Origin of the sequence: Caldicellulosiruptor kronotskyensis 2002 (genome assembly GCF_000166775.1) — a bacterium.
GTDB classification, from domain to species: domain Bacteria; phylum Bacillota; class Thermoanaerobacteria; order Caldicellulosiruptorales; family Caldicellulosiruptoraceae; genus Caldicellulosiruptor; species Caldicellulosiruptor kronotskyensis.
The window spans coordinates 1,758,133-1,771,193 of record NC_014720.1 but is presented as its reverse complement, the minus strand read 5'-3'; the positions used below and the strand labels follow the sequence as shown (position 1 = coordinate 1,771,193).

The following is a 13,061-nucleotide window of genomic DNA, read 5'->3' as shown; positions in this document are numbered from 1 at the left end:
ATATGTGTTTAGGGTATCCTGCAAAAGTGATTGAAATTTTAGAAGATGGTAAGAAAGCTATTGTTGACTATTTAGGTTTAAAGAAAACTGTAAATGTGTCTCTCATAAAAGAGCTTGCTGTTGGTGATTATTTGCTTATTCACTCAGGAGTTGCAATTGAAAAAATAGATGAAAAAGAAGCCGAGAAAATAGAAAAACTTTTTGGTGAGGTAAGAAATGCAAACTCTTGAAAAGGCAAATACTATTATTAACACAATAAAAAACAACATTGAAAAGATGGGCAGGCAGCTAAGAATAATTGAGGTGTGTGGCACCCATACTGTTTCAATTTACAGAAACGGTTTTCATACTCTTTTTAAAGGATATATAGATTTTATTTCAGGTCCTGGCTGCCCAGTTTGCGTAACTCATGAAGGGTATATAGATAATCTCATTGAGCTTGCAAAAATGAACTATACTATCTACACTTTTGGAGACCTTATGAAAGTTCCAGGCAAGAGTATGTCTTTAGCTGAGGCAAAATCAAATGGTGCCAAAATTAAAATTATGTACTCACCGGTTGATGCTGTTGAGAATATAGCCGAGGATGAAGAAGCAATAATTGCTGCAGTAGGGTTTGAGACCACAGTTCCAGCCTTTGCTCTGAGCCTGGAAAAGGTATTGGAAAAGGATTTGAAAAATGTCAAGTTTGCATGTGAGCTTAAAACCATTGACCAGCCGCTGAAAGTCCTCTTAAAAGATCACATAAAAGTGGATGGACTTATCCTGCCAGGACATGTTGCAACAATCTTGGGTGTTGATGGATTTAAGTTTGTTGAGGAGTTTGAGATTCCTTCTGTTATATCTGGATTTGAAAAGTATGATATTCTGCTTTCTTTGCTGAGTTTAACACAAAGTATCTTAGATAATGATTTTACTGTAAAAAATGAGTACAAAAGAGTTGTAAAAAAAGAGGGTAACACAGTTGCAAAAAGGTATATAGAGAGATTTTTTGAAAGAACTGATGCGTATTTTAGAGGACTTGGCTTGATTGAGGGTGGTGGGTTGAGACTTAAAAGTGAGTATTCTTCCTTTTCAGTCCAGCTTAAATATGACTATGAAAGTTTTTCTAATTCTGCATGCAGATGTGCAGATGTGCTCACAGGCAAATTAAAGCCTTTTGAATGTCCTCTTTTTGAAAAGGTATGCACACCTCAGACACCAAAAGGGGCGTGTATGGTATCACAAGAAGGTTCTTGCAATGCATATTTCAGATTTGGGAAGTGGAAATGATGAGGACTATTCGTAAGGAACATGGCAATGGCGGAAAACAGACATATGAGCTGATTGACAACCTTTTCAAGCCAATATTCGGTTCTGAAATATTGAAAAGCGGAGATGATTCAACAGTATTTTCTTTAAACGGTATGAAAGTGGGAATATCAACAGATTCATTTGTAGTAAAGCCATATTTTTTTAAAGGAGGAGATATTGGAAAGCTTTCAGTATGTGGTACGGTAAATGACTTAGCTGTTGCAGGACTTGAACCAAAGTATATTACCGTTTCTTTTATAATTGAAGAAGGATTTTCAATAGATGATTTAGAGAAGATCACAAGATCAATAAAGAGATATGCAGATTTAGCAAAGGTTGAAGTTGTTGCAGGGGATACAAAGGTTGTAGAAAAAGGTGCGGCAGATGGGATATTTATAAATACGACTGGATTGGGTGTTGCAAGAGATACCCAAAAAATGCCTTCGATTTCAAGAATAAAAGGTAATCAAGTTGTAATTGTCAGTGGGGATATAGGAAGACACGGAGCATGCATATATTCTCACAATGAAGACCTTGGGTTTGAAGACAGGATAGAATCCGATTGTGGGCTTTTGTTAGATGTAATTTCAGAGCTGATGCAAGAGGTAGATGTTGCGTATATGAAAGACCTTACAAGAGGTGGGCTTGCAACAGCTTTAAATGAGATTGTCCAAAAGTCTGGCTTTGATATAAAAGTTGAGGAAGAAAAAATACCTGTGGCAGATGAGGTAAAAGCTCTGTGCGATATTCTGGGGCTGGATAGTTATTATCTTGCTTGTGAAGGTAGGTTTGTTGCCATAGTAAATGGTGATGAAAAAGAGAAAGCTATTGAGATTTTGAAAAAGTACAACAGGTTTGCATGTGAGATTGGGAAAGTAGAAGAAAGTAGGGAAAAGAGAGTATATCTGTCAACCACCTTTGGCGGTACGAGAATTTTGGACATGCTTTATTATGAAATGTTACCAAGGATTTGCTAAGAAAAATTTGTGACTGAGATGAGGGTGAAAAGAATGTGCATGACGGTACCTTTGAGTTTTGTCAACAGGAAAACAAACATCTTTGTTGGGACGGCGGGAAGCGGCAAAAGTGAGATAGCTCTGAATGTTTCTTTAGAGCTTGGGGAGTTTTTCAAAGTGAATTTAATCGATGCAGATGTAATAAATTTTTATTATAACCTGAGAAGTATTAAGCATATTATTGAGAATAAAAATATAAATTTTATTTCAATACACTTTGAAGACAAAAGCATAGATCTTCCGGTTCTTTCTGGCAGGGTTTTTGAAGCGCTGAGCAGTTTAAACGGAGTCAACATAATAGATGTAGGTGGAGATGAGCTTGGCAGTAGAGTTGTTGGTCAGTTCAAAGAGTTGCTTGACAAAAAAGGGTACAGTGTTTTTTATGTTGCCAACATATACAGGCCGTTTAATTCAAATGAGGAAGAAATCTTGCAGAACATGCATGAAATTGAGAGCATTCTGGGGATGAACATTACAGCTATTATAAATAATTCTCATCTTCTTTCAGAAACAAAACCAGAAGATATTATAAGAAGCCTAAAAATTATCCAAAACGTAGCTGAAAAAAAAGATATTCCCTATATTCTTACTGTAGTTGAAGAGAATCTATTTGAAGAAGAGCTTTTAGAAGAAATAAAAAAATATTCTCTTGTATATGCCATTAAAAGGTATATAATAAGATAAGAAGCCATTATGGAGGTTGAAAAGTTGAAACTCAAAATCGAATATGATAAATGCAAAAGTTGTGGACTTTGTGTGGGAATCTGTCCCAAGAAAATCTTGTATATAGACAGGAGCAGAATAAACAAAAAAGGGTATAACCCTGTTGAAGTAAAAGACCAAACCTCATGTATTGGCTGTGGAAGCTGTTATAAGGTTTGTCCTGATATAGTGTTTGAGGTAGGTGAGTAAACTTTGAAAATTCTTATGAAAGGTAACGAAGCCATTGCTGAGGCAGCACTGAGGGCTGGCTGTGAATGTTTCTTTGGGTATCCAATCACACCTCAGACAGAACTTTTGCAGTATATGGCTAAAAAGCTTTTAAAAAGTGGCGGTGTTTTTATCCAGGCAGAGAGCGAAGTTGGAGCAATTAACATGGCTTACGGCGCATCAAGCTGTGGCAAGCGAGTTATGACATCGTCGTCTGGTCCAGGGATAAGCTTAAAACAAGAGGGTATATCATATTTAGCAGGTGCTCAGCTTCCTTGCGTGATTGTAAACATTATGAGAGGTGGACCTGGGCTTGGTAATATAAATGCTGCCCAATCTGATTATCTTCAGGCTACAAAAGGTGGCGGGCATGGAGATTATAAGGTGATTGTACTTGCTCCCTCTTCTGTACAAGAAGCTGTAGAGCTTACAATGAAGGCATTTGACCTTGCAGACAAGTACCGAAACCCTGTTATGATTTTAGGTGATGGAATGCTTGGACAGATGATGGAGGTTGTTGAGTTCGACGAAAACTATCAACCACAAAAGGTAGAAAAACCATGGGCGGTGACGGGTGACAGGAATAGAGAAAAAAGGGTAACAAATTCGCTTTATATTGTTCCAGAGGAACTTGAAAAGCATAATTTTATGTTAATGGAAAAATACAAAAAGATAAAAGAAAATGAAGTAATGGTTGAAGAGTATTTGACAGACGATGCAAGGGTTATTTTTGTCTCATTTGGAATGTGTGCAAGGATTGTAAAAAGTGCTGTAAACAGGTTAAGACAAGCAGGCGAGAAGGTTGGGCTTGTAAGACCAATTACGCTTTGGCCATTTCCAGAAAATGAGCTAAAAAGATATGCATCAAAAGAGGAAGTAGAATTTTTTATTGACATTGAGATGAATCTGGGACAAATGCTTGAAGATGTAAAACTATCGGTAGAAGGGAAAAAAGAAATACACTTTTATGGAAGAACAGGTGGCATAGTTCCTACAATTCAAGAAGTAGTTGATTTTTATTATTCTCTTAAAAAGTAGCAAGTCAGGTACACTAAATTTGAGAGGAAGATGATTAAGATGGTGTTCAAAAGACCAGAGTGTTTGACAAAAGAGAGTATGCATTATTGTCCAGGGTGCGGTCACGGAATCATTCACAGATTGATTGCTGAGGTTATTGACGAGGATTACAAAGAGAGTAAAATAATAGGTGTTGCGCCTGTTGGCTGTGCGGTTTTTATATATGACTATTTTAATTTTGACTTTGTGGCAGCAGCTCATGGGAGAGCCACCGCCGCTGCAACTGGTGTAAAAAGGTGTATTCCAGACGCTCTTGTATTTTCATATCAAGGCGACGGGGACATTGCAGCCATTGGAACATCTGAGGTTATACATGCAGCAACCAGAGGTGAAAACTTTACAGCTATATTTGTAAACAACGGAGTTTATGCTATGACAGGTGGTCAGATGGCACCGACAACAATTCCTGGACAGGTAACAGTTTCATCTCCATATGGACGTGACCCAAAAGTACAAGGTTATCATATAAAACTTTGTGAAATGCTTGTGCCACTTGATGGTGTTGCCTTTGTTGCAAGAACTTCAATACATAACTTAAAAAATATTGAGTTTACCAAAAAAGCGATAAAAAGAGCTTTTGAAGTTCAGATGAACAATGAAGGTTTTTCTATTATAGAAGTGCTCTCAAACTGCCCTACAAACTGGGGACTTCCACCTTGTGAGAGTATGAAGAGAATAGAAAATGAGGTACTAAAATACTACAGTATAGGAATTTTCAAAGATAAAGGCAGGGGAATTTGAAGATGACAGAGGAGATATTAATTGCAGGATTTGGTGGGCAGGGTATTCTTTTTTTAGGACAGGTATTTGCCCATCTTGGAATGAAAAGGGGGTTTAATGTGTCATGGCTTCCGTCGTACGGACCTGAAATGAGGGGTGGGACAGCGAACTGCAGTGTTATAATCTCAAGTGATATGATTGGTTCTCCTGTTGTGTTCAATCCCGATACATTATTTGTTTTAAATAAACCATCGCTTGAAAAATTTGAACCTGCGATAAAAAAAAGTGGGCTTTTACTTGTGAACAGTTCTCTTGTGGATATCTGTGCAAATAGAGATGATATAAATGTTCATTATATTCCGGCAACTGAGATTGCTTCAAGTGTAGGGAATGTTCGAGTTGCAAACATCGTAATGTTTGGTGCATATTTGGCAATAAAACAAAACTTTTCAGTTAACGAGGCAAAAGGTGTTTTAAGAGAGTTTTCAAAAACAGAAGAAATTTATAATTTAAACTGTTTGGCTCTTGAAAAGGGCTTTGAAGCAATTGCTGGACGGGGGTAAAATTTGAGGTGAAAAGGTTTATATTAATTGGGATTGTAGTGGTGCTTTTGATAACAAGCACAGTTCTGGGATATACTCTTTATACCAATGTTACGAAAGTTCTTGATACAGATAGGATTTATAAAGGTGTTTATGTTGAGGGTGTTCATTTGGGTGGACTTACCACAGAAGAGGCTCTTGAGCTTTTAAAAAAGACTTATTTTGAGCCACTGCAGAACAAAAAAATTGAAGTTATAGTTGAAGACAAAAGCTATTTTCTTGAGTATTCTTCTCTTGGAATAAAGATTGATATAGACAAGGCAGTAGAAAAGGCATATTCAATTGGCAGAAAGGGTAATTTTGCAACACGGTTCAAAGAAATAAAAAAGGTTTATGAAAATCCGGTGGTCATAAGACTTAATTTCGAATATGATGAAAACAAACTCAAAAAGTTTGTAGATGAACTTTTTAACACATACTATCAATCGCCTGTTAATGCAAGTATCAAAAAAGTAGGAGACCAGTTTGTTATAACTCCAGAGAGAATAGGTAAAAAACTTGATTATGGCTATCTTTTGAATAAATTAAAAGACATGATTAAAAACAAGCAAGAAGGCAAGGTTTATGCAAGATTTTTAAAAATAACTCCGCGAATCACAGCAAGTGAGCTATCAAAAGTAAAAGAAATAATAGGTTCATTTACCACAAAGTTTGATAGTTCAAATGTTGCAAGAAGCGAAAATATAAGGGTAGCTGCCAAAAAGATAAATGGTAGCTTAGTGATGCCGGGCGAAATATTTTCGCTGTCAAAGGTAATTGGACCTGTAACAGTCGAGAATGGTTTTAAAATTGCAAAAGTTATTGTCAATAATGAGTTTGTAGACGGTGTTGGTGGAGGGCTTTGTCAAATAGCAACCACTATGTACAATGCAGTTTTGATGGCCCAGCTGAAGGTTGTGGAAAGAGCACCACATTCAGCTCTAATTTCGTACGTGCCACCTGGCAGGGATGCAACAATTGCTTCAGGTTCAATAGATTTTAAATTCAAAAATACAACAAATGCGCCTATCTATGTTGAAAGTTATACTTCCAAAAATACTGTGACAGTCAACCTCTATGGCAAAAACAATCATAAGGCTGAAATTGTCAAATTCGAATCGGAAATAATTGAAAGGGTACCTTATAAAAAAGTCTACAAAAATGATCCAACACTTCCTCAAGGAGTAGAAAAGCTTTCCAATAAACCCCAGAATGGCTTAAAGGTAAAAACTTATATGCTTGTTTATAAAGATGGCAGGTTAATAGAAAGAAAGCTTCTGTCATATGACTATTATAAACCTGTAAATGCTGTGATCCTGGTTGGAACAAAAGCAAAAGAGACTGTCTCTTCATCTGTTTATGAGTAAAAGGGAGAGGATAAGAAAAATGGACATTTATGAAAAGACATTAGAGTGCCCTGTATGTGGTAGCATAATCAAAGCACCATTTGTAAAAAGTTCAGCAATTTATGTAGAGAGCCGGGATACTGACCTTTGTGTTTACTACAAGGGCGTCAACCCTCTTTTATATGATGTTATAGTCTGCGGGGAATGCGGTTATGCAGCGCTTAGCAAAAATTTTGGGAAACTTACAAAATGGGATGTAGAATCATTAAAAGAAAAGGTTGCTTCAAAGTGGGTAAAAAGAGAGATTCCATTTGAAAGAACAGTAGATGATGCTATTCTGCTATATAAGCTTGCTTTGATAACAGCAACGTCTAAGAAAAAAATCAACAAATATGAGGTTGCAGGAATTCTGCTGAGAATTTCATGGCTCTACAGACTAAGTCATGATAAAGAAAAAGAGCTTGAATTTCAAAGACTTGCTCTTCAAACATATAAGGATGCATTTGAACATGAAGAAGGGTCAGCTGATGAAATAGATTTGGCAACGGTCATGTATTTGATAGGTGAGCTTTCAAGACGAGTAGGTGACCTTGACGAGGCAAGAAAATGGTTTTCAAAGCTTATATCCAGCAAAGAAGCAAAAAACAATCCTCATATTCTCGAACTTGCAAGAGATCAAATTCAGCTTATGAAAGATATGGGATAAAATACAAGAAAAATTGGTAGAAGAAATATGATATAATCTTTATATAAAATTTGAAAACTCAGGAGGCAAAAATGCTAGAAAATGATATTTTGCAAGCTATAATTGCAAATCTTGAAAAGATTAATGGGCGACTTGATACTATTGAGAAAAGATTAGATAAGATTGAGCAAAGACTTGATATGGTTGAGCAGAGACTTGATATGGTTGAGCAAAGAGTTGCAAAGCTTGAGCAAGATGTTCAGGTTATTAAACAAGATATTGTTATATTAAAAGAAAGTAACAAAGAACTGACAAGAAGAATGAACGCTGTATATGATCAGGTTGCATTCTTGACTGAATTTCGAACAGAGATGATTATGTTCAGAGATGAGGTGTACAAGAGATTTGACAATTTAGAGCAGCAGACAGGAAGATTAAAAGAAGGGTTTGAGTATTTACGTGACATGACAGTTGAGCATGAAATTGATATTCGATTTTTAAAAAGAGTTGTGAGAGCTTCATAGTTTACATAGAAAGTAATTAAAAGCTTGAGAGCTCGAAAGAGGGGAACATTCCCCTCTTTTGTTTAAATTTCTTCATAAAATATTCGGAACTTTATATCCTGGTCATAGTTTCCAAAGTTTCTTCCAAAAAGAGTAACTCCTCCAATGTTCTTTGCGTGATCAGGCACAGCAACTCTAAACCTTATTTCATTTTTGGACTCGATATCAATATCTTTTATAGTGACATTAGAAATTTTAAATCCGTCTATATATGTCCCATCTTCTGAAACTGAAAGAAGTTTTAAAAGTCCATACTGGTTCCAGTTAGGGAACCACCAGTCAGGTGTAAAGATTCCTTTAGTTTCTCCTCCGAAATCCCCTGGACTTGTCCAGTAACCAAGTTCAACTCCATTTAAGTAAAAGTATATATCTGAAGGCCAGTTTTCACTGACACCTGGGGCTTCTGAAGAAATTTCAAATGAAATCTGAATTTCAACAGCCTTTTGATTTTGGCGCAGAAAATTGGGGATTATATATTCTACATAACCCTTTGTAAACCAGATAATATCACAGTTAACATGCTCAGGATGAGCAAAGTATTTGGGGTCATCTACCTCTCCGATTAACTTGTCTTTTGTAGCAAGTCCACAGGTTGGATAAACCTCAAAGATAGAATAATTACCAACTTTGATTTCGCATTCATATAATTTTTGAGGATGCTTTGTGACAATGTTAATAATTATTTTGTCTTCAACAAGACGGCAAATCTTTTGATTGCCATGTTTTCCTGCAGCCGCACTGATTGTAACAATCCCAGCAGCAATTAGCTTTTTCATGTGCTGAGTAACTGCGCCATTTGTAAGTCCAAGTTTTTGCGCAATTTCATTCATATTCATTTCACGATGTTTACTCAAAAGGCTTATAATTTCTAATCTTGCATCAGAAGCTAAAGCTTCAAAAAGTATTTTTGCTTCTTTGAGATTGTCTATTTGTTTCATGATTTTTATTCCACCCTTTTTTATAGATTTAAACATTTTTATTTTAGCTGGTTTTAAAATAATTTGCAAGAAACAAGTAAAAACTTACGAATTTAAACTGAGTTAACTTGTATGTATACAAGTTTTTATTAAAAGTTTTAATAAAGAACTTGACTTTTTTGAATGCTGTCTATATAATCTAACTAAAATATTTTAATTAAGATTAAATAAAAATGTGTATATAGAAAATTTGCCTAAAAAAGTTTTAAAAATAATATCAAAGGAGGAAATATATGAAAAAAGCAAAAGTCATCTACGATAAGGAGTTTGTAATCGGGCAAGTAGACAAGAAAATCTACGGTTCATTTTTGGAACACATGGGAAGAGCAATATACACAGGAATCTATGAACCAGACCATCCGCAGGCTGATGAAATGGGGTTTAGAAAAGATGTTTTAGAACTTGTTCGCAAGCTTAATGTTCCTATTGTAAGATATCCTGGCGGCAATTTTGTGTCGGGGTATAACTGGGAAGATGGTGTTGGCCCAAAAGAAAGAAGACCGAGAAGACTTGAGCTTGCGTGGAGAGCAATTGAGACAAATGAGGTTGGTGTGAACGAATTTATTGAATGGGCAAAAAGAGCAAACACCTCTGTTATGATGACAGTAAACCTTGGCACACGAGGAATTGACGCTGCAAGAAACTTAGTTGAGTATTGCAACTTCCCAGGCGGCACATACTATAGTGATTTGAGACGTCAGCATGGTTATCAGCAGCCACACAACATAAAAGTATGGTGTCTTGGGAACGAGATGGATGGTGACTGGCAGATAGGGCATAAAACAGCCCATGAGTATGGCAGAATTGCAAGAGAGACAGCAAAGGTTATGAAGTGGGTAGACCCGAGTATTGAGCTTGTTGCAGCGGGAAGCTCAGGGCCCAAAATGCCAACATTTCCTGAGTGGGAAGCAATTGTTTTGGACCACACATATGACCTTGTAGATTATGTTTCTCTACATGTGTATTATGGAAATCCTGAAAAGGACACAAAGAACTTTGTTGCAAAATCGCTTGAAATGGAAGAGTTTATCAAAACAGTTATATCAACAATTGACTATGTAAAGGCTAAAAAGAGAAGCAAAAAGGTTGTCAATATCTCATTTGACGAATGGAATGTATGGTACCATGCTCACCTTGAGGGGAAAGACCAGAAAGCAGAACCCTGGGTTCAAATTCGTGCTATTGCAGAAGAAGATTATGTGTTCGAAGATGCAATTTTGGTAGGATGCATGCTGATTGCGCTTTTGAAACACTGTGATAGAGTCAAGATAGCGTGCATGGCACAGCTTGTAAATGTAATTGCCCCAATTACCACTGTAAAGGGTGGAATTGCTTACAGACAGGTAATCTACTATCCTTTCATGCATGCTGCAAACTTTGGACATGGAGTAGCACTGCTTCCTAAGGTAAATTCTCCTAAGTATGACTCAAAAGACTTTACTGATGTTCCATACATTGAAACAGTTGCAACATACAATGAGGAAAAGAATGAGATAACAGTCTTTGCAGTCAACAGAGATTTAGAAGAGGAGATGCAAGTTGAATTTAAGCTTGATGGTTTTGAAGGCTTTGAGGTTGTGGAGCACATTGTATATGAAAGTGATGATATTTACAAAGGAAACACTCAAGATAAGCCTGACAATGTTGTGCCCCACAAAGGTGGAAATTCAAAGATAGAAGGCAATGTTTTAACATCCATATTGCCCAAATTCTCATGGAATGTTATCAGGTTAAAGAAGAAAGAAAATTAATTGCATTGCAAAGCTAAGCAAGACAGCTTCTTAAAGAGTATAAAATTTAAGAAGCTGTCTTGTTTGTTTTATAAAATCTGATAGAAGTTTCAAAATTATAAGAATTTAAATACAGCGGCCGAAAGGTTAAAATAAAAGATATATTCATGGAAGGAGATGAGGGTATGCTCAAAATAGCTATCATAGGGGCGGGAAGTGGAGTTTTCACAAGGAACTTAGTAAGAGACATTTTGTCATATCCAGAGCTAAGAGACTCTACAATAGCGCTTATGGACATTGACAGTATAAGGCTTGAATTTATGAGAAAAGCTCTGCAAAAGCTCATTGAACAGGAAAAGTATCCTACTAAACTTGAAGCTACAACTGATAGAAAAGAGGCTTTAAAAGGTGCAAAATATGTTATTGTCACAATACAGGTTGGAGGTTTAAAACCTTTCGAGTATGACATTTACATTCCTCTAAAATACGGTGTAAAACAGGCAGTTGGCGATACAATAGGTCCAGGTGGAGTTTTCAGAGCTCTTAGAACAATACCGGTTTTACTTGACATTGCAAAGGACATGGAAGAGCTGTGTCCTGACGCACTTTTGCTCAATTATGTAAATCCAATGGCAATGAATTGCTGGGCGTTAAATAAGGCTACGAATATAAAAAATGTAGGGCTTTGTCATAGTGTTCAAGGAACTGCTGAATTTTTAGCAAAGATTATTGGTGCAAAAATGGAAGAGGTTTCATACTTATGCGCAGGTATAAACCACATGGCGTGGTTTTTAAAATTTGAGTGGAGTGGGAAAGATGCGTATCCTCTTATAAGAGAAAAAGCAAATGACCCCGAGATTTATACCCAGGATGTTACCAAGTTCGAGATACTAAAACATTTTGGATATTATGTTTCAGAGTCAAGTTTTCACATGTCTGAATATGTTCCCTATTTTAGGAAGAGCGACGATTGGATAAATAAAATCCATAGAACACATTCATGGCACAAAGAACATTACAATGGTATGTATTTGCATTGCTGCTTAGATGCTGCGAAAACTTTGCTTGAGGACCTAAAAAAAATGGCAGAGGCAGACTACATCGACCCGAAAAGAAGTAACGAATATTGTGCAACTATCATCCATTCTATAGAGACAAATACTCCAAGTGTGATAAATGGTAATGTTGAGAACAAGGGTTTGATAAAAAATTTGCCTGAAGGATGCTGTGTTGAAGTGCCATGCTTGGTTGACAAAAATGGTATTCAGCCAACTTATGTGGGAGATCTACCACCACAGCTTGCAGCTTTGAATAGAACAAATATAAACGTTCAAGAGCTAACTGTTCTTGCTGCTTTGACAGGTGATAGGGAAGCAGTTTATCATGCAATTATGATGGACCCTCTCACAAGTGCAGTTTTAGATTTGGATGAAATACGACAGATGGTAGACGAGATGTTTGAAGCTGAAAAAGAATGGCTGCCAGAAAAGTTTTATAGGTAATTTTGATTAATATAGAAATTAAAGTCAAAAAGGGCTTTGCATGCACAAGAAGCTCAAAATTCCCATGTTACAATGAACTTTGCAAAGCCCTTTAGTTTTCTTCATCATACTCTTTACACAAAAGTGCTCTAATATACCCATTTTCATTTGAAGTTGACACAATATAAAAGCCTCTTGCATAATAGAATCGAACAAGGTCGCGAACCTTTGAAGCTGTGTGAAGATAAACCTTTTTGACCCCAAGCTCTTTTAGTCTTTCATCTACCACCTTCATAAGTGCTTTGCCGACGCCGTTGTTTTGATAGTTAAGTCTTACTCCAAACCTGCTTATATACGCTGTTTTGTCAGGAAATATCTCTACTCTAATAGTGCCCACAATTATTCCATCCATAAAAGCAACATAAACCTCTTTGGTATCAATATCCCTTTTTATATCCTCTTCAGTCTCACTCACAGCTGCATTTTTGGCAGGGTCAATACCTGCAAGCTCACAATACTTTGTAAACGCCTCTTTTGTTATTTCTTTTATAGCCTTTACATCATCATAAGTTGCTCTTCGAACAACAAATTCCATTATTCTTTCCTCCTTTACTGCATAATTATAAATTAAAAAGAATAAAAATGCAAGTAGATATTTTGTG

15 protein-coding genes are annotated in these 13,061 nt (G+C 36.4%); 13 read left to right on the top strand and 2 right to left on the bottom strand.

The features are described 5' to 3' along the window. Positions 1 to 2: 2 nt before the first annotated feature. The 11 genes from CALKRO_RS08100 to CALKRO_RS08050 all read left to right on the top strand — a co-directional run bounded on the left by CALKRO_RS08100 (position 3) and on the right by CALKRO_RS08050 (position 8,172). On the top strand, positions 3 to 230 hold the full coding sequence (locus CALKRO_RS08100; protein WP_013430550.1) for a HypC/HybG/HupF family hydrogenase formation chaperone: 228 nt from the start codon (positions 3 to 5) through the stop codon (positions 228 to 230). Continuing rightward, positions 217 to 1,272, top strand: a complete 1,056-nt coding sequence (gene hypD, locus CALKRO_RS08095; RefSeq protein ID WP_013430549.1) for a hydrogenase formation protein HypD — start codon at positions 217 to 219, stop codon at positions 1,270 to 1,272. Before CALKRO_RS08100 ends, hypD begins: the two co-directional genes overlap by 14 nt. Continuing rightward, complete coding sequence (gene hypE / locus CALKRO_RS08090) at positions 1,269 to 2,270, top strand: hydrogenase expression/formation protein HypE (RefSeq protein ID WP_013430548.1); 1,002 nt, start codon at positions 1,269 to 1,271, stop codon at positions 2,268 to 2,270. Before hypD ends, hypE begins: the two co-directional genes overlap by 4 nt. 39 nt (positions 2,271 to 2,309) lie before the next feature. Beyond that, on the top strand, positions 2,310 to 2,993 hold the full coding sequence (locus CALKRO_RS08085; protein ID WP_237699050.1) for a hypothetical protein: 684 nt from the start codon (positions 2,310 to 2,312) through the stop codon (positions 2,991 to 2,993). A 24-nt stretch (positions 2,994 to 3,017) separates the two neighbouring features. Further along, entirely contained in the window at positions 3,018 to 3,221 is a 204-nt protein-coding gene (locus CALKRO_RS08080; protein WP_013430546.1) for a 4Fe-4S dicluster domain-containing protein, read from the top strand. A 3-nt stretch (positions 3,222 to 3,224) separates the two neighbouring features. Then, complete coding sequence (locus CALKRO_RS08075; protein WP_013430545.1) at positions 3,225 to 4,277, top strand: 3-methyl-2-oxobutanoate dehydrogenase subunit VorB; 1,053 nt, start codon at positions 3,225 to 3,227, stop codon at positions 4,275 to 4,277. 39 nt (positions 4,278 to 4,316) lie between these two features. Next, on the top strand, positions 4,317 to 5,057 hold the full coding sequence (locus CALKRO_RS08070; protein WP_013430544.1) for a thiamine pyrophosphate-dependent enzyme: 741 nt from the start codon (positions 4,317 to 4,319) through the stop codon (positions 5,055 to 5,057). Positions 5,058 to 5,059: 2 nt separating this feature from the next. After that, positions 5,060 to 5,599, top strand: coding sequence for a 2-oxoacid:acceptor oxidoreductase family protein (locus CALKRO_RS08065; RefSeq protein WP_013430543.1), 540 nt, complete (start codon positions 5,060 to 5,062; stop codon positions 5,597 to 5,599). Between the two features lie 8 nt (positions 5,600 to 5,607). Next, entirely contained in the window at positions 5,608 to 6,984 is a 1,377-nt protein-coding gene (locus CALKRO_RS08060; RefSeq protein ID WP_013430542.1) for a VanW family protein, read from the top strand. A gap of 19 nt (positions 6,985 to 7,003) precedes the next feature. After that, positions 7,004 to 7,669 (top strand): DUF2225 domain-containing protein, encoded by a 666-nt coding sequence (locus CALKRO_RS08055; RefSeq protein ID WP_013430541.1) that lies wholly within the window; start codon positions 7,004 to 7,006, stop codon positions 7,667 to 7,669. A gap of 71 nt (positions 7,670 to 7,740) precedes the next feature. After that, positions 7,741 to 8,172, top strand: a complete 432-nt coding sequence (locus CALKRO_RS08050) for a hypothetical protein (RefSeq protein ID WP_013430540.1) — start codon at positions 7,741 to 7,743, stop codon at positions 8,170 to 8,172. A 62-nt stretch (positions 8,173 to 8,234) separates the two neighbouring features. On the opposite strand, the gene CALKRO_RS08045 is transcribed toward CALKRO_RS08050, so the two are convergent. Then, the gene (locus tag CALKRO_RS08045) at positions 8,235 to 9,149 is read right to left on the bottom strand and encodes an ArsR/SmtB family transcription factor (protein ID WP_013430539.1); all 915 of its coding nucleotides are present in this window, start codon (positions 9,147 to 9,149) and stop codon (positions 8,235 to 8,237) included. A gap of 272 nt (positions 9,150 to 9,421) precedes the next feature. Here CALKRO_RS08045 and arfA point away from each other — a divergent pair, with 272 nt between their 5' ends. Both arfA and melA read left to right on the top strand, forming a co-directional pair. Further along, the gene (gene arfA / locus CALKRO_RS08040; protein ID WP_013430538.1) at positions 9,422 to 10,939 is read left to right on the top strand and encodes an arabinosylfuranosidase ArfA; all 1,518 of its coding nucleotides are present in this window, start codon (positions 9,422 to 9,424) and stop codon (positions 10,937 to 10,939) included. 164 nt (positions 10,940 to 11,103) lie between these two features. Continuing rightward, positions 11,104 to 12,420, top strand: a complete 1,317-nt coding sequence (gene melA, locus CALKRO_RS08035; protein WP_013430537.1) for an alpha-glucosidase/alpha-galactosidase — start codon at positions 11,104 to 11,106, stop codon at positions 12,418 to 12,420. A 91-nt stretch (positions 12,421 to 12,511) separates the two neighbouring features. Here the strand turns inward: melA and CALKRO_RS08030 are convergent, their stop codons facing one another. After that, positions 12,512 to 12,994 carry a GNAT family N-acetyltransferase gene (locus CALKRO_RS08030; RefSeq protein ID WP_013430536.1) on the bottom strand — a complete coding sequence of 161 codons (483 nt, stop codon included), beginning with the start codon at positions 12,992 to 12,994 and terminating at the stop codon, positions 12,512 to 12,514. Positions 12,995 to 13,061: the final 67 nt, after the last annotated feature.

Bases quoted from the DNA above. Each gene is read 5' to 3' on its own strand.
- hypD (WP_013430549.1), top strand. From the start codon at position 217: ATGCAAACTCTTGAAAAGGCAAATACTATTATTAACACAATAAAAAAC.
- hypE (WP_013430548.1), top strand. From the start codon at position 1,269: ATGATGAGGACTATTCGTAAGGAACATGGCAATGGCGGAAAACAGACA.
- CALKRO_RS08065 (WP_013430543.1), top strand. From the start codon at position 5,060: ATGACAGAGGAGATATTAATTGCAGGATTTGGTGGGCAGGGTATTCTT.
- CALKRO_RS08100 (WP_013430550.1), top strand. From the start codon at position 3: ATGTGTTTAGGGTATCCTGCAAAAGTGATTGAAATTTTAGAAGATGGT.
- arfA (WP_013430538.1), top strand. From the start codon at position 9,422: ATGAAAAAAGCAAAAGTCATCTACGATAAGGAGTTTGTAATCGGGCAA.
- CALKRO_RS08085 (WP_237699050.1), top strand. From the start codon at position 2,310: ATGACGGTACCTTTGAGTTTTGTCAACAGGAAAACAAACATCTTTGTT.
- CALKRO_RS08050 (WP_013430540.1), top strand. From the start codon at position 7,741: ATGCTAGAAAATGATATTTTGCAAGCTATAATTGCAAATCTTGAAAAG.
- CALKRO_RS08030 (WP_013430536.1), bottom strand. From the start codon at position 12,994: ATGGAATTTGTTGTTCGAAGAGCAACTTATGATGATGTAAAGGCTATA.
- CALKRO_RS08055 (WP_013430541.1), top strand. From the start codon at position 7,004: ATGGACATTTATGAAAAGACATTAGAGTGCCCTGTATGTGGTAGCATA.
- CALKRO_RS08070 (WP_013430544.1), top strand. From the start codon at position 4,317: ATGGTGTTCAAAAGACCAGAGTGTTTGACAAAAGAGAGTATGCATTAT.
- CALKRO_RS08045 (WP_013430539.1), bottom strand. From the start codon at position 9,149: ATGAAACAAATAGACAATCTCAAAGAAGCAAAAATACTTTTTGAAGCT.
- melA (WP_013430537.1), top strand. From the start codon at position 11,104: ATGCTCAAAATAGCTATCATAGGGGCGGGAAGTGGAGTTTTCACAAGG.